Genomic DNA, 14,337 nt, shown 5'->3' with positions numbered 1-14,337 from the left:
CGCGGATCAGGAAGTTCTCCGCGGTCCATTCACCGCGCTCGTTCTGGCCCCAGGCCTCGCGCTGCCATTCCAGATTGGACTCGAAGCCGCCGCAGCCGAGCACGCAGCTCTTGGCGGCAATGCGCTCGCCGCTCTCGGTGATCGCGGCGACGAACTGGCCGTCCTTCAGCTCAAGGCTCTTCACCGGCGTGTCGTAGCGGATCTCGACGCCGAGCGCCCCGGCACTGCGATAATAGGCATTCACCAGCGCCTTGCCGCCGCCCATGAAGAACGCATTGGTGCGGGCCACATGCAGCGCGCCGGACAAAGGCGGCTGGAAGTGGACGCCGTGCTTGCGCATCCATGGCCGGCAGCGCGACGAATGCCGGATCACCATGCGCGCCAGCGGCTCGTCGGTCAGGCCACCCGTGACCTTGAGCAGGTCCTGCCAATATTCTTCCTCGGGATAGGCCTCGACCAGCACATCCTGCGGTTCGTCATGCATGCAGCGCAGGTTGCGCACATGCATCGAGTTGCCGCCGCGCCATTCCTTTGGCGCGGATTCCAGCATCAGCACCGACGCCCCCGCCTCGCGCGCCATCAGCGCCGAGCACAAAGCCGCATTGCCGCCGCCGATCACGAGCACGTCGGGCATGGATGTGGATGTTGCCATGATCAGGCTATTCCCTCGCGGTTCGTCACCGCGTGCAAAACTGTCAGCGACGATAGGCTGGCCATTCGCCGCCCAGATTGATGGTGAGCTTCTCGGCGACAGGGCCGAGCACGCGTTTCATTTCGGCGATCTCTGCCTCGCCGAACCGTTCGCGCGGCCCCGACAGCGAGATCACGCCGACCAGCATGCCGCGCGGACCGAACACCGGCGCCGCGACAGCGGCACAGCTCGGATCACGCTCGCCAAGCGAGACATCGGAGCCGGTGGCGCGAATGGCGTCGTAGCGCGGACCCGTGCTGCCGGCGTAAGCCAGAATGATGTGGCCGGCGGCGCCGCGCAGCAGCGCGTAACTGTGACCGGCCTCGACGCGATCCAGCGTCGCGTGGCGCGAATTCACCCGAAACAGGCAGACGCGGTTGTCGGCATCCTGCCGGACGTGGAAGGACGCACTCTCGGTGCCGCGATCAACCAGTTCCTGCAGCGCCGGCAGCACATGATGCCCGAGCGCATTTTTGCGGGTGAAGGCGACGCCGAGGCGGAACGCCGTCGGGCCGAGATCGTAGCTCCCGTCCGGCAGCCGAGTCACATAACCGGTCGGGATCAGCGATCCCAGCAGCCGCAGGATGGTGCTCTTGTAGAAGCCCGTACGCACCGCAAGCTCGGCCAGCGTCATCGGCTGGTCGGCGGTTTCCAGTGCCGCGACGATGGAGAGAGCCCGTTCGACGGCGGCGACGCCCTCGCCGGCTTCGCGCGCCGGGGCCTCCGTCGTCACAGATCTGGTTGCGGGCTTCTTCATCGCGCTTCCCATCAGGCTGTATGCGACGCCTTGATGACGCGCGCAACAACCGGCCAGTAGAGGTCGCCATCACCGGCGTCAATCGCCTGGCCAAGGAGCTTGTCGGCAAGTTCCGCGCCCTGCAACTTGATGTTCACCGATTTGGCGAGATCGAGCGCATAGGAGATGTCCTTGCGCGCATATTCAGTCGAGAAGGCCCGCTCCGGGAAGGTGTCGGGCAGCATCGCCTTCATGCCGTGGTTGCGCAGCGCGAAACTGTCGGCGGAGCCCTTGGCCAGCGTCTCGAACACCAGTTTGGGATCGAGGCCGGCGCGCTTCGCCGTCTCCAGCGCCTCGCCGAGGGCGACGACTGTTTCCATCAACACCATGTTGTTGAGGATCTTCACCACCTGCCCGGCGCCGATATCGCCGCAATGGGTGATGTCGGTGGCGAAGGTCGCGATCAGCGGCTGCAGCTTGGCGAAGACGGCGGCATCGGCGCCGACCATGACGCTCAGCGTGCCTTCCTCTGCGGCCTGCCGGGTCCGCGCGATCGGCGCATCGGCATAGGCAGCGCCCTTGGCGGCGAAGCGCTTGGCCAGTTCACGGCTGGCTTCCACCGGCGAGGTGCCGAGATCGACGATGGTGTGGCGGGCATCGGCATGCGCGAGCAGACCGTCATCGCCGTCGCACACCGCAGCGACATGTTTGCCGCTCGGCAGTGCCATGAAGATCACGTCACACTGGCTGGCCAGTTCGGCCAGCGATGCGGCGCGCTTGACGCCGGCTTCCGCGAGACGCGCGAGCGGCGCATCGGCGCGGTCGAAGCCGAACACCGGCACGCCCGACTTGCGGGCCAGATTGCGGCACATCGGCTCGCCCATTACGCCAAGACCGATAAAACCAATGGCAGTCACCATGCCGTATTCCTTCGTCTTCATTCCAGATCGGGATCGATAGACGGGCGCAGCCAGGCTGCGCCCGCGATGTCGCAATTCGTTCAGCCTTTGACCAGCGGGCAATTGCCTTCGCTCATCGGCCGGAATGCCTGTTCGCCGGGCGAGGTGGTGATGACCTTGTAGTAATCGAACTTGTACTTCGATTCTTCCGGCTTCTTGACCTGCACCAGATACATGTTGTGCAGCACGCGGCCGTCCGGACGCACGGTGACGTCCTTGTTGTACATGTCGTTGACCTTCATCTCGTGCATCTTCCTGGCGACCGTGGCCGGGTCCTTGGTGCCGGCGGCCTTCACGGCGGCGAGATAGTGATGCACGCCGCTATAGACGCCGGCCTGCACCATGCTCGGCACCTTGTTGTTGGTCAGCGCGAAGTAGCGCCTTGGTCCAGGCGCGGGTCTCCTCGTTGAGGTCCCAGTAGAACGAGGTCGTCACCTGCAGGCCCTGCGTGGCCTTGAGGCCGAGCGCATTGACGTCGGTGATGAAGACGAGAAGACCGGCAAGCTGCTGGCCGCTCTCGACGATGCCGAATTCACCAGCCTGCTTGATGGCGGTCTGCACATCGGCGCCCGAGGTGGCGAGGCCGACGACCTTGGCCTTGGAGCCCTGCGCCTGCAGCAGGAACGAAGCCATGTCGGTGGTCCCGAGCGGATGCGCGGACGAGCCGATCACCTTGCCGCCGGCGCCTTCGATGAATTTGGTGGCGTCACGCTGCAGCGCATGACCGAAGGCATAATCGGCCGAGATGAAATACCAGGTGTTGCCGCCGGCCTTGGTGATCGCCTCGCTGGTCAGCTTGGACAGCGCATAGGTGTCGTAATTGAAGTGGAAGCTGGTCGCCGAACAGGCCTTGCCTGTGAAGTCCGACGAGCCCGGGCCGCTGATGGTGAAGATCTTGCCCTTCTGCTTGGCCACTTCGAGGATCGCGAAGCCGGCCGACGATGCCGCGCCGTCGGCGATCATATCGACGCCTTCGGTGTCGAACCAGCGACGCGCGGTCGAGGCCGCGATATCCGGCTTGTTCTGGTGATCGGCGGTGACCACCTCGATCTTCTGCCCGAGAATCTCGCCGCCGAAGTCCTCGGCCGCGAGCTTCGCTGCCGCCACGGAGCCGACGCCGCCATTGTCGGCGAACACGCCGGACTGGTCGTTCAGCACGCCGATCTTGATGGTCTCGGCCGCGCCGGCGACCTGTGCCGACAGCAGCAGTGCGGCGGATAGATAAAGACTTGTCGTGAATGCCCTGGATGTCATGTGATGCGTCCTCAAAGTTTCTGTTGTTGGATTTTCTCAAGCACCGGCGCGATGTAGCGGCGGAATTGCGCGGGGTTCTCGCTCATCGGGAAATGGCCGAGCTGCTCCATGACCGTGACCTCCGCGCCCGCAATGCCGGACGCCGTGCGCACGGTATCTTCAGGCATGCAGGAGAAGTCGTATTCGCCGGTGAGCAGATAGAGCGGACAGTGTTTGGTATCGATCGCCTTGGTGCGGCCGCGCAGGTCGCCATCGACGCGATAGAAATACAGGTCGCCCTTGAACACGCCGGGGCCACCCTGCTTGTAGGCCCACAGCGTTTCCATGCGCGCCTCCGCAGGAGACTGCGGCGCGACGAGGCCGGACACCAGCGCGGCGCAGACTTCACCGCCATGAATGTCGGGGCGGTTGAGCCAGGTCGTGTCGTACCACGGCGCCTGGAAGTCCGCGGCCTCGAGGCCGATCAACGCGCGGAACTCGCTGGCGTGATCGATCGCCAGATTGAGCACGATGCGGCCGCCGATCGAACAGCCCATCACGACAGGCTTGTCGAGATCGAGCGCCGCGCAGAACGCGCGGATCGTCTGTGTGTAGCGTGCGGTGGTGAGCTGATATTCGCTGCCGTCCCAGTTCGCCGGCGGATTCGACTTGCCGTGCCAGGGCATGTCGAAGGCGATGATGCGGTAGTTCTTCGTGAACTCCTCATCGGCAAGGAGATAGCGCCACTGCCGGTTGTCGGAGCCGGCCGTGTGCAGGCAGACCAGCGGAATGCCCTGCCCGGCTTCCTCGAAATAGATCCGGTGCGAGGTGCCGTCGATATCGACATGCACGTAATGGCCGACCATTGGCTCGATATATCCGGTCATGCGACATCTCCCGACTTGCGCGGCAGCGCCAGCAGATCCTTGAAATATTGCAGATGGGTCATGAAGGGCCGGATATCGCCGTCGAGCGTGGCTTCGCCGCGCTTGGTGAGCGACAGCAAATCGTGCCATCCGGCCTTCGGCATCGGCTGCCAGAACGCGGTCCATGCGTCGGGCGTGGCGCGATAACCGAAGGTCCACGAGCGCATCAGCACCGGCGCCGGCACCATGTCGGTGATGCGGCCGGCACGGATCGCGACGTGGAACGCCTGCTCCGTCGAACCGAGCAGACAATCCACATCAAGGAAACGGCCGCGCTGGATCAGCGCGGCGTCGCGCTCCAGCAGGCCCGGCAGTTGCGCGAACGCCTCGCTGACGGGATCAGATTTTTTCAAGGCCGGACTCCCTGATGATGCGGCCCCACAGTTCGGTCTGCTTGGCGACGTGCTCGGCGAGTCCTTCAGGCGTGCTGACATCCGGCTCGAGGCCGATATCGGCGAAGAACTTCTTGGCTTCGTCCGTCGCCATCACCTCAAGGAATGCCTTGTTGAGCTTCTGCACGATGTCGGCCGGCACATTCTTCGGCCCGAACAACCCGCTCCAGGCGGCGAAGTCGTAGCCGGGCAGACCGACATCGGCCATGGGCGCCACGTTCGGCAGCGAGGCGACCTTCTGCGATGTGGTCACGCCGAGCGCACGCAGGCTGCCATTGTTGATGAATTCGCGCGTCACCGCGACGTCGGTGATGACGAATTCAATGCGACCACCGAGCAGATCGGTGATCGCCTGCGGCGTGCCGGGATAGGAGATGCGCACAGCGTCGACCGACGCCATCGACTTGACGAGCTGCGCTGCCGCCATGCTGCCGGTGTTGCCCGAGCCATAGCTCAGCTTGCCCGGATTCGCCTTGGCATAGGCGATGAATTCCTTGAGGTCCTTGGCCGGGAAATCCTTGTTGACCACCATCACCAGCGGATTGCGCGTCAGCCGCGCGATCGGCGTGAAGTCGGCGACGGGATCGAACGGCATCTTGTTGTAGAGATGCACATTGGCCGAATGGGTCGAATTGGTCGCGAGATACAGCGTGTAGCCATCACCAGCCGCGCGCGCGACTTCCGCGGCGCCGATATTGGCGTTGGCGCCCGGCTTGTTGTCGACGAGGATCTTCTGGCCGAGCACCGCGCCGACTTTCTCGGCGAGGAAGCGTGCTTCGACGTCGGTGGCGCTGCCGGCCGGGAACGGCACCAGCAGCCTGATCATCTTGCTCGGATAGCTGTCCTGCGCCTGTGCCGACGGTGTCAGCATTGCCGCACCGGCCAGCATCGTCATGGCAATCGCCGCGCGGCGTGTCAGCGGCCATGCCGCCTTGTCCCGTCTCATGTCTCTCTCCCCGGTCATCGTTCTTGAAGGACGCGGTTCAGCGAAGGCGATGCGTGATCACGGCGATGCGTGCAGCGCGCGTTGCGGCGGCTGCCGCTGCGTACTTCGCCGTTCCGCTGTTGCCGATCACGCTCATCGTCGACCTGATCCAATTCCAGCACGTTCTGCCTAACAGAACTATTGTTCTATTATATCAACATATGATTGGATGCCGCGCAAGCGAGGCAGAGTCAACCGCTTCGCACGAACAAGAAGTGGACTTTGAAATGGCCTATCCAGACATCGAGCTTTACGTGGACGGACAGTGGCGCCGGGCATCCGGCACGCCGATCATCAATCCCGCAGATGAGAGCGTGCTCGGCACCGTGCCGCATGCGACGAAGGCCGATCTCGACGATGCGCTCGATGCGGCCACACGCGGTTTCAATGTCTGGCGCAAGACGGCGCCGAATGCGCGCGCGCAAATCATCCTGAAAGCTGCCGCGCTGATCCGTTCGCGCGTGGACGAGATGGCGACGGCGATGGTGCTCGAACAGGGCAAGCCGCTCGATCAGGCGCGGCTCGAAATCCTGCGCGGCTGCGAGATCATTGAATGGGACGCCACCGAATGCATGCGCATGTATGGCCGCGTGATCCCGGCCGGCCCCGGCCTGCAGCACACGGTGTATCGCCAGCCGATCGGCCCCGTCGCGGCGTTCTCGCCGTGGAATTTCCCGATGAGCTCACCGGCGCGCAAGGTTGCCGGCGCGCTGGCGTCGGGCTGTTCGATCATCCTGAAAGCATCGGAAGAAACCCCGGCCGGCGCGCTGCAGCTGGTGCGTGCGTTCCATGATGCCGGTTTGCCGGCAGGCGTACTTAATCTCGTGTTCGGCGATCCCGCCGAGATCTCCAGCTATCTGGTGCCGCATCAGGCGATCCGCCTCATCACCTTCACCGGTTCGGTGCCGGTCGGCAAACATCTCGCCGCCATGGCCGGCCAGCACATGAAGCCGGCGATCATGGAGCTCGGCGGCCACGGCCCCGTCATCGTCTGCGACGACGCCGATCCGGTGGCTACCGCAGCAGCATCGGTCGTCACCAAGTCGCGCAATGCGGGCCAGGTCTGTGTCGCGCCGACGCGTTTCTTCGTGCATGAGTCGAACTATGAGACCTTCGCCAGGAGTTTTGCCGAAGGTGCGGCCAGGCTGAAGATCGGCAACGGCATGGATCCGTCGACCCAGCTCGGGCCGCTCGCCAATATTCGCCGGATCGAGGCGATGGAGCGGCTGGTATCGGATGCCAGGGACCGCGGGGCGCGCGTGCTCGCCGGCGGCCAGCGCGTCGGCAATCGCGGCTATTACTTCCCGCTCACGGTGCTGGCGGATGTGCCGGACGATGCGCTGGCGATGAACGAGGAGCCGTTCGGCCCGCTCGCGCTGGTCAATCCGGTTGGTGATCTCGACGAAGCCATCGCCAGGGCCAATGCATTGCCGTTCGGCCTTGCCGCCTATGCCTTCACGAAGTCAGCCGACAACGTGCAGCGTATCTCCAACGACGTGGAAACCGGCAATCTCACCATCAATCACTTCGTGGCATCGACGGCGGAGACACCGTTCGGCGGCGTCAAGGACTCCGGCTATGGCCGCGAAGGCGGCACCGAAGGCCTCGCCTGCTACACAGTGACGAAAAACGTCTCGCATAAATTTGCGTGAGCTATTTTTGGAGACTGAACGCATTCCGGTTCTTCACACGTCATCTGAAGGACCGGACGTTACTCAGGCGCCGCTTGTCTGCGCTGCTTCTGAGCGATGACTACCCGGCGGCCCCGTTAATGTAGAGCAAGCAAACTCCCGGGTGACGGCGGACGCGCCGGCACCTGGCGTTGGTCAAACTCGCATCAATCCGGATTTGCTACCCGCCGGTGAGTCCACGCGCTGGTTCAACGGCACGACATTCCTTCGGACATCTCACCCCAATAGCCACACTGGGTCACCGGCGCAGCGTGTCTATTGAGATGATTGGGGTCGCGGGCACTGAGATCGCCGTGAAACACGACGAGAATTGCAGAAGCCAGTAGTGCAACCGAAAGCAAGATGAGAAATCGATTTTTCATGCGCGCTTATTACCCGCTCACGCTCCGTTTTCCAAATCACGTCGTCCAAAATCTACCGCACTCCTGGACCATGCGTAGTTGACTTGGCAACTGCGCGATCCTGTTCCGTCGTCCTGTTTTGCGACAACCTGAGCGCATGGCTGATTTGTCAACGTGTGTGATGCTTTCGGCGGATGCATGATTTATTCCGCGACACACTCTTCTCTATGACAATGCTTGGGCGGTTCCCAGCTAGGGAGTCCTCCTGCTATGGTAGCTATTTCCCGCCGTTCCAATCTCATTCTGTTGCAAAACGATCTTCACGACGTGCGAAGGCGAGCCGAGCGGCTCGAACTACGACCTGTCGTCGCACTGATCGCCGAAGCCATTTCGATCCTACAAGACGAGCGCGAGAGAGAAACTCGGGATCCGCAATTACCACCACCGTAATCGCTGCGGAGATTTCTCTCTTCCGCCCTGGCCCTGAAACATCACCCTGCTCTCCGGAGGAGAGCGAGGCAGATGCTCAGAGCTTGGCCTGGACCGTCCAGAATGTTGCATCTTTGTCGGACAGGTCATTGTGGATGGTATCATCGCTCGGAGCGTGTGGACGCAGCCGCCAGGTCTCTGAACTGATCTCGACTTCGAGCTCGTTATGCGAAGCTGAGATGACCTTGCCTGACACCTGGCTCTTGTTTGGGTATTCGAGCGCGAGAATTTCTCCCGGCGCGACCGATTTGCCGACGACAGAAATCGCCGTGCCGATTTTGATATCTTTCCCGTTGATGTAGGCGCTGTGCATGGACAACCTCCCACGAGGCTATGCCTCATTAGTTTGGAGATGGTCATTGCGGGCCATGTCCAAAACTAGCGCGTCGGCCAATTTCGACCACGCTCGCTTGACTCAATATAGATGCCCTCGCTCCATCCGGTAGGCCACTCGCGGCCTGCCTTGAAGCTGCAGGTGGCCGCTCGCGACAGGCTGCTTCACTTGTTTGTGTGATAAAAAGTGGTCGAAGGCGCTGAACCTTTTGCGTGGTTCGCCACACATACCCGAGCTGGGGATTCTGCGGCCCAGTAAGTAAGCCAGCGTCGCCGGGCGATCATATTCCGCCCGGGCGACGTTGTGCGTTGAGTGGCCTGGCGGAGAGATTCGGATGTTGGGCAAGAAGCCGCCCGGGTCCCAGCCGGGCGGCTTCTCTATGCGGTCACCGGTTCCCCAGGAGTCGCGATCCACCGCATGGCCGGAGGCTGGACCGGCACGGTTAATGAAAGGTTAACGCGCCGTTCGAAATCTCGCGCATGTTCTTCCATCCCGGCCCTCACCGACGGGCTTTTGCCGCTTGGGCAAGGAGTGCAACAGCGCGCGTAGCCTTGAACCATGAGAGCCGCATCAGCGACCTATTCGCATGAAGAACGCTATCTATAAGGTTTGGAATGGAGTTGCCGACTGGATCGATGCTGCCATCGAATTCTATGACTGGTGGATCGATAGGCCCGGACCAAACAACAGATTCAATAAGCCGGATGTCATTCTGCCATTACCCAAAAAGGCGGATCTCCAATGAAGCTTAAACTTGCCGCCGTGATGTTCGCCGCAAACCTCATGCTCGTATCGATGGCTTTCGCCCAAGGCACCGCGCCAGCCGACGTTGCAGTGATCGATGCCTGCCTGAAGACCGCGGAGAAAACCGGCGGTTTCGGCGGCGCGTGCGTCGGGCTTGTCGCCGATCCCTGTATCAAAGCGGCAGAGGGCGCGAATGACGACGTCGCCAAATGGAAAGCCTGCGCGGCGCGCGAACTCGCCATTTGGACGCAGAAAACCAATGAGACGCTAAAGAAGGTTCAGACCGGCGGGTTCGATGACGTGATCAAGGCGGTCGCGGACTCGCAGAAAACTTTCGCCGCATCGCGTGATCGCTTCTGCGCGGTCTTCGACAAAGTCGAGCCGGGCATGTATCCGGGCAGCGCGAGCTACTGCCGCCTGCGCGAGACCGCGAACCGCTCGCTGAGCCTGATCAAGCTCGGCGCTGCGGTCAACGAGCACTGAGACCTCTTGGCCCAGCCTGATCGATTTCGCGCAATGAGCCCTTTACCGATAGGTTGATGGACCCTGCCTTCACGCCCAATTTCTGGCGGCTGTCCGATGAGCCGAAGCGGCCGAGGATCACCGGTTCGTCAAAATCGCCGAATACCATGTCGCCACTGCGGCTGAAGGCGATTGCACCTCCCGGTCCTGAGTCACTAGGCTTTCTCTGCACCGGTCGACATGACGATGCGCTGCAGCACCTGCACCTTGCGGCGCCCAGACGATAGAACAAACACCGAAAATCGGACTGCTTACAGCCCGCCGCCCCGCAGGGCTAATTCTTCAATGAAATGAGGATGGTGGGGGAAGAAGGACTCGAACCTTCGAAGTCATAAGACGGCTGATTTACAGTCAGCTCCCTTTGCCACTCGGGACACTCCCCCGCCTGACGCCATCGGACCTCAGCCCACCAAATCAGTGGCTGGACGGCCATCGATGACGTTAAAACGCGCGCCCGTAAACGGGCTCCCGGCTGGCGCGTTTATGACGGAAGCCATGGGGCAAAGTCAACCGACCCGGGCAGGAATATCCGCCCTTCGCGCACCTCTTTGCCGCGCGTCAAATTGCCATTATCGGGCCCTCGTGAGACAAGCCAGTCATGAGCGATCGAGACCGAAAACAGCGATTCCAGCGCGGCCCTGACAAGGGACGCGACGGCCCTGGTGGCCAAAACCGGGACAAATCCCGCGATCAGGGCCGAGATCACGGACGGCGCCCACCCCGGCGCGGCCGGGAATCGGGCGGCGACGGCCCGGCCATCCTCTATGGCTGGCATACCGTCACCATGGCGCTGGCCAATCCGCAGCGGGTCATCCGCAAGCTAATTCTGACCGAAAACGCTGCGCGGCGCCTGGCCGAGGAAAAGATCGACACCCGCGTGCCACCGGTCCTGGTCCGTCCGGACGAGATCGACCGCCGGCTGGGGCCCGATGCCGTGCATCAGGGCCTGCTCGCCGAGGTCGAGCCGCTGGAATCGCCGGATCTGGACACCCTCCCCCAGGACGGCATCGTGCTGGTGCTCGACCAGATCACCGATCCGCACAATGTGGGCGCCATCCTGCGCTCGGCTGCGGCTTTCGCGGTCAAGGCGATCATCACCACGGCACGGCACAGTCCGGAGGCCACCGGCGTCTTGGCCAAATCCGCCTCGGGCGCGCTGGAACTGGTGCCGATGATCACGGTGCCGAATCTGGCGCGGGCGTTGAACGAATTGAACGACCTCGGCTTCATGACGGTCGGCCTCGACAGCGAGGGAGCTGAGAACATCAGCGCGATCCCGCTGCAGCAACCGCTGGCGCTAGTGCTCGGTGCCGAAGGCAGCGGACTGCGGCGGCTGACGCGAGAAACCTGCAGCGTCGTCGCGCGGCTCGACATGCCCGGCGAGATCAAGAGCCTCAACGTCTCCAATGCCGCCGTGCTCGCGCTCTATGTCGGCGCCAGCAAGCTCGGACTCATGGGCTAGAGCGTCTTCGAGCGAAGTGGGTCCCGGTTCGCGTCAAGAAAACGCGTCAAAACAGAATCCCTCTCTCCAAACGACAACGCCCGCCCGCATTGCTGCGAGCGGGCGTTCTTCATTCGATCAGATCAGTACGGGCGGCGATGCTGCTGCGGCTGGTGATAGCCACGCGGTCCTGCAGCACGCGGCGCATACATCACCCTCGGCGCGCCATAGCGATGCGCCTGATGATAGCTGCTGCGCGACGCGTAGCTGCGCTGCGAGTAGCCATAACGAACGCGCGGCTGCATGCTGTAGCCGTAGCGATAGCTCGGACGCGCGCGGTACTGCGAGCGCTGCGGATAGCTGTAGATCGCAGGCGCGCGATACGCCGGCGCGTAGGAATAGTTCACCGGATTGGCATAGGGGCCGCCGTAATAGCCGCGACGATAACCGTAGCCGTAGCCCTCGCCATAGCCGCGCCAGCCGATCGCGGTTTCCTGATAGGTCGGGACCGGCGCGAACATGCCCGGGCCGCTGAAGGTCGGGCCCTGGTTGGCGTAATAATACTGACGCGTCACCGGCGTCGGATCGGGCAGCCGCTCATAGGCGGCCACGCCGGCATAGCCGTAACCGGCGCTATAGCTCTGGCCGCAGGGGCTGACATAGGCCTGACCGCAAGGCGAGCAGCCGTTTGAGGTGAACAGGCCGCCGCCGCAAGCCATCGCAGGCGCAGTGCCGGCCGCAGCGGTGACAACGGCAAACGCCGCAACCCATTTCGAAATCGCGTTACGCATGAATACTCTCTCCTGTCGGTAGTTTTTTCGTTGTTGGTGATTGCTTGGTCAGCGCCGGAACTCTGGCGGCGCGATGAGGACCTCAGGCGGATTGAACGGCACTTCGTTCTGCCGTTCCATCGGCGCTGATTTCGCCGACCAGTTTTCGTGGAAACTCTCGGCCGGCTGCGGCAATTTGCGATTGGCCGGCGGCTCGATCTCCAGACGCCCGTAGCCGGGCTTGTGGCCGAGGCTCGGATAGTAGTGCCCGACATTCGGAACGGGATCGATGTAGCGTCCCCCGTAGACGGTCGGCTGAATATGGATGCCGCGATCAAGACCCCAGTCGCCTTCGATCACGCGATAGGATGCATCGACGCCGTTGATGATGATCGGCACGCCCGGACGGCCGGGCACGACGATGTTGAAACCATCGGCGGCCGCGGCGGGAAGCGTCGTCGCGATCACGAAAAGCAGTGCTGAAAGGATACGCATGGCCATGTCCTGCATCTCGGCGGTACGATAATCGAACGCCTGGCAGGATGGGTTAAAGGCGCGGCCTAAACTGCCGGTAAGCCTAACGCGCAAGCATCAGGCGAAGTTCAAATGCGCGGGACCGCAGCGTGGATTCGTTAACGCAACGGGCTCGCGATGCGCTCTGATCCCGATTGAACACCGCCGCAAGAGCGCCGCGCGCATCTTGCGCATCGCCGTCGCAACGTGATCTGATCCCATCAGCCTTGGTCGCAGACATCTGCAGTCGTCATGTCCGGAGAGCCCCGATGAAGTTTCTCAGTGCAGCCATCATCCTGTCGACGCTGGTCGCGACCCCTGCTTTCGCGCGCCACTGGAAGCATCATCACAGCGCCGAGACCTTCGCCTTTGCCGCACCCGGCCAGCCCTACCGGATCCTGTACGGGCACAATTACGGACCGGGCCTGCAACCGGGCACCTTCGCCTATTACGATGGCCCCCTCGCCGCCCGCTGCAAGCAATCGGCCGCGGCCTATCGCGGCCAGAACGGCCGGGCGTATCCCTGCTTCTGAACCGGCCTCCATCGTCCGGTTGATGGGTGAACAGATTCGCGCGCGCTATTCGAGGACAACCCGAAACTCAGCCAGGAATTCCCGACCGCGGAGAACGTCTGGCAGCATGCCGACGAAGCCGGGCTCGTTGACGTTGTGGACGGCAAGCCGGTGCTGGACGACGGCTACCATTCAGCCGTGCAGCACCGAAGAGGACACGGGCAGGCCGGTCGAGGTGCCCCCGTCGTAACCCGGGAACGACTCTCACAATCCTTGGTTGGAAGACTGAGCGTCCTGAGCGCAGGATGGACGTTCCGAAAGTCCTGCCACCTCTCCAAGGGTGGCGGGGCTTTTGCTGTCATAGCCATTGGTGTGGAGCAGCCGGACAAACTCATCCATCGCCGCATTCAATTGCTTGGCGCGCTCTTGAGATGCCGGTGTTGCGATGCTGCCGAAAAGCCAGCTGAAGGATGCGCGAAAAGTCATGCGAGGCCCCTTCATTCACGAGAAGCGCTTGTGTCGCGCTATCAGGAAAAAGGTTCAGATTGCCGCAGACGTTATTTTGCAGAGTAACACGACCTCCGCTTGACGGCGAATCACGAAGCAGATTCTCTGTCCCATTCAGGGAGGCGGAGATGGAAGACCACTTCACTCACCAATACTTTACCCGGCAGTGTTTCAAGCACAGTCACGAGCGGGAGCTGCTGGAACACGCTCTGTGCGCAGGCGCCCTCTCGTTCGGGACAGCGTCTTTCCTGGCCGCATTATGGGTGTTTTTCGGGTAAGGATGGAGACACCTTTCGCCGAAGCGCCCATGAACATCAACGAGGCCATCAAGGACGGCCGGCGGCCGCCTTAAAGCTCGGCAACAGGCAATGCAGGACAAGCGAGAGGTCTGCCACCGCGAGACGCCCGCGAGGGTTCGCGCGGCGCCGGATCAATCAGGCCCCGGTTGAGGACGGTTGAGGAGCGCCTCAAATGATACCGGCAGCTGAGGCATGGCAAGATGGTGCCGGTTGAGAGGATTGAACTCCCGACCTTCGGTTTACAAAACCGCT

At 62.6% G+C, this 14,337-nt stretch carries 15 protein-coding genes, 1 tRNA gene and 1 pseudogene; 4 read left to right on the top strand and 13 right to left on the bottom strand.

The window, feature by feature from the left end; translation table 11 throughout:
- The 7 genes and pseudogenes from ACEK02_RS08710 to ACEK02_RS08680 all read right to left on the bottom strand — a co-directional run.
- Positions 1-652, bottom strand: a 652-nt coding sequence (locus ACEK02_RS08710) for an FAD-binding protein (protein WP_371421327.1), incomplete at its 3' end; no start/stop codon positions are given.
- Positions 653-695: 43 nt separating this feature from the next.
- A complete protein-coding gene (locus ACEK02_RS08705) occupies positions 696-1,448 on the bottom strand; it encodes an IclR family transcriptional regulator (protein ID WP_371421326.1) in 753 nt (250 codons plus the stop codon).
- An 11-nt stretch (positions 1,449-1,459) separates the two neighbouring features.
- A complete protein-coding gene (locus ACEK02_RS08700; protein WP_371421325.1) occupies positions 1,460-2,347 on the bottom strand; it encodes an NAD(P)-dependent oxidoreductase in 888 nt (295 codons plus the stop codon).
- A gap of 80 nt (positions 2,348-2,427) precedes the next feature.
- Positions 2,428-3,640, bottom strand: a pseudogene (locus tag ACEK02_RS08695) (ABC transporter substrate-binding protein).
- Between the two features lie 11 nt (positions 3,641-3,651).
- Positions 3,652-4,506 carry an alpha/beta fold hydrolase gene (locus ACEK02_RS08690; protein ID WP_371421324.1) on the bottom strand — a complete coding sequence of 285 codons (855 nt, stop codon included), beginning with the start codon at positions 4,504-4,506 and terminating at the stop codon, positions 3,652-3,654.
- Positions 4,503-4,898 (bottom strand): hypothetical protein, encoded by a 396-nt coding sequence (locus ACEK02_RS08685; protein ID WP_371421323.1) that lies wholly within the window; start codon positions 4,896-4,898, stop codon positions 4,503-4,505. Before ACEK02_RS08685 ends, ACEK02_RS08690 begins: the two co-directional genes overlap by 4 nt.
- Positions 4,885-5,883 carry a Bug family tripartite tricarboxylate transporter substrate binding protein gene (locus tag ACEK02_RS08680; RefSeq protein WP_371421322.1) on the bottom strand — a complete coding sequence of 333 codons (999 nt, stop codon included), beginning with the start codon at positions 5,881-5,883 and terminating at the stop codon, positions 4,885-4,887. The genes ACEK02_RS08685 and ACEK02_RS08680 overlap by 14 nt, the downstream gene beginning before the upstream one ends.
- Positions 5,884-6,149: 266 nt before the next feature.
- Between ACEK02_RS08680 and ACEK02_RS08675 the strand changes: the two genes are divergently transcribed.
- Positions 6,150-7,574: an NAD-dependent succinate-semialdehyde dehydrogenase gene (locus tag ACEK02_RS08675; protein WP_371421321.1), complete on the top strand. Its 1,425-nt coding sequence runs from the start codon at positions 6,150-6,152 to the stop codon at positions 7,572-7,574.
- A gap of 906 nt (positions 7,575-8,480) precedes the next feature.
- Here the strand turns inward: ACEK02_RS08675 and ACEK02_RS08670 are convergent.
- On the bottom strand, positions 8,481-8,756 hold the full coding sequence (locus tag ACEK02_RS08670; protein ID WP_371421320.1) for a hypothetical protein: 276 nt from the start codon (positions 8,754-8,756) through the stop codon (positions 8,481-8,483).
- 762 nt (positions 8,757-9,518) lie between these two features.
- Between ACEK02_RS08670 and ACEK02_RS08665 the strand changes: the two genes are divergently transcribed.
- A complete protein-coding gene (locus ACEK02_RS08665; protein WP_371421319.1) occupies positions 9,519-10,004 on the top strand; it encodes a lysozyme inhibitor LprI family protein in 486 nt (161 codons plus the stop codon).
- On the opposite strand, the gene ACEK02_RS08660 is transcribed toward ACEK02_RS08665, so the two are convergent.
- Both ACEK02_RS08660 and ACEK02_RS08655 read right to left on the bottom strand, forming a co-directional pair.
- The gene (locus ACEK02_RS08660) at positions 9,991-10,152 is read right to left on the bottom strand and encodes a hypothetical protein (protein ID WP_371421318.1); all 162 of its coding nucleotides are present in this window, start codon (positions 10,150-10,152) and stop codon (positions 9,991-9,993) included. The genes ACEK02_RS08665 and ACEK02_RS08660 overlap by 14 nt on opposite strands.
- Positions 10,153-10,340: 188 nt before the next feature.
- Positions 10,341-10,426, bottom strand: a tRNA-Tyr gene (locus ACEK02_RS08655).
- 215 nt (positions 10,427-10,641) lie between these two features.
- Between ACEK02_RS08655 and rlmB the strand changes: the two genes are divergently transcribed.
- On the top strand, positions 10,642-11,505 hold the full coding sequence (gene rlmB / locus ACEK02_RS08650) for a 23S rRNA (guanosine(2251)-2'-O)-methyltransferase RlmB (protein WP_371421317.1): 864 nt from the start codon (positions 10,642-10,644) through the stop codon (positions 11,503-11,505).
- A gap of 122 nt (positions 11,506-11,627) precedes the next feature.
- Here the strand turns inward: rlmB and ACEK02_RS08645 are convergent, their stop codons facing one another.
- Positions 11,628-12,275 (bottom strand): hypothetical protein, encoded by a 648-nt coding sequence (locus ACEK02_RS08645; RefSeq protein ID WP_371421316.1) that lies wholly within the window; start codon positions 12,273-12,275, stop codon positions 11,628-11,630.
- A 48-nt stretch (positions 12,276-12,323) separates the two neighbouring features.
- A complete protein-coding gene (locus tag ACEK02_RS08640; RefSeq protein ID WP_371421315.1) occupies positions 12,324-12,749 on the bottom strand; it encodes a hypothetical protein in 426 nt (141 codons plus the stop codon).
- 287 nt (positions 12,750-13,036) lie between these two features.
- Here ACEK02_RS08640 and ACEK02_RS08635 point away from each other — a divergent pair, with 287 nt between their 5' ends.
- Positions 13,037-13,300, top strand: a complete 264-nt coding sequence (locus ACEK02_RS08635; protein ID WP_371421314.1) for a hypothetical protein — start codon at positions 13,037-13,039, stop codon at positions 13,298-13,300.
- A 243-nt stretch (positions 13,301-13,543) separates the two neighbouring features.
- On the opposite strand, the gene ACEK02_RS08630 is transcribed toward ACEK02_RS08635, so the two are convergent.
- Positions 13,544-13,765 (bottom strand): hypothetical protein, encoded by a 222-nt coding sequence (locus ACEK02_RS08630; protein WP_371421313.1) that lies wholly within the window; start codon positions 13,763-13,765, stop codon positions 13,544-13,546.
- Positions 13,766-14,337 lie beyond the last annotated feature (572 nt).

Origin of the sequence: Tardiphaga sp. (assembly GCF_041424195.1) — a bacterium.
Lineage (GTDB): Bacteria > Pseudomonadota > Alphaproteobacteria > Rhizobiales > Xanthobacteraceae > Tardiphaga.
This window is presented reverse-complemented; position numbering and strand designations above follow the sequence as displayed.

Bases quoted from the DNA above. Each gene is read 5' to 3' on its own strand.
- ACEK02_RS08705 (WP_371421326.1), bottom strand. From the start codon at position 1,448: ATGAAGAAGCCCGCAACCAGATCTGTGACGACGGAGGCCCCGGCGCGC.
- ACEK02_RS08700 (WP_371421325.1), bottom strand. From the start codon at position 2,347: ATGGTGACTGCCATTGGTTTTATCGGTCTTGGCGTAATGGGCGAGCCG.
- ACEK02_RS08690 (WP_371421324.1), bottom strand. From the start codon at position 4,506: ATGACCGGATATATCGAGCCAATGGTCGGCCATTACGTGCATGTCGAT.
- ACEK02_RS08680 (WP_371421322.1), bottom strand. From the start codon at position 5,883: ATGAGACGGGACAAGGCGGCATGGCCGCTGACACGCCGCGCGGCGATT.
- ACEK02_RS08675 (WP_371421321.1), top strand. From the start codon at position 6,150: ATGGCCTATCCAGACATCGAGCTTTACGTGGACGGACAGTGGCGCCGG.
- ACEK02_RS08670 (WP_371421320.1), bottom strand. From the start codon at position 8,756: ATGCACAGCGCCTACATCAACGGGAAAGATATCAAAATCGGCACGGCG.
- ACEK02_RS08665 (WP_371421319.1), top strand. From the start codon at position 9,519: ATGAAGCTTAAACTTGCCGCCGTGATGTTCGCCGCAAACCTCATGCTC.
- ACEK02_RS08660 (WP_371421318.1), bottom strand. From the start codon at position 10,152: ATGGTATTCGGCGATTTTGACGAACCGGTGATCCTCGGCCGCTTCGGC.
- rlmB (WP_371421317.1), top strand. From the start codon at position 10,642: ATGAGCGATCGAGACCGAAAACAGCGATTCCAGCGCGGCCCTGACAAG.
- ACEK02_RS08645 (WP_371421316.1), bottom strand. From the start codon at position 12,275: ATGCGTAACGCGATTTCGAAATGGGTTGCGGCGTTTGCCGTTGTCACC.
- ACEK02_RS08640 (WP_371421315.1), bottom strand. From the start codon at position 12,749: ATGCGTATCCTTTCAGCACTGCTTTTCGTGATCGCGACGACGCTTCCC.
- ACEK02_RS08635 (WP_371421314.1), top strand. From the start codon at position 13,037: ATGAAGTTTCTCAGTGCAGCCATCATCCTGTCGACGCTGGTCGCGACC.
- ACEK02_RS08630 (WP_371421313.1), bottom strand. From the start codon at position 13,765: ATGACTTTTCGCGCATCCTTCAGCTGGCTTTTCGGCAGCATCGCAACA.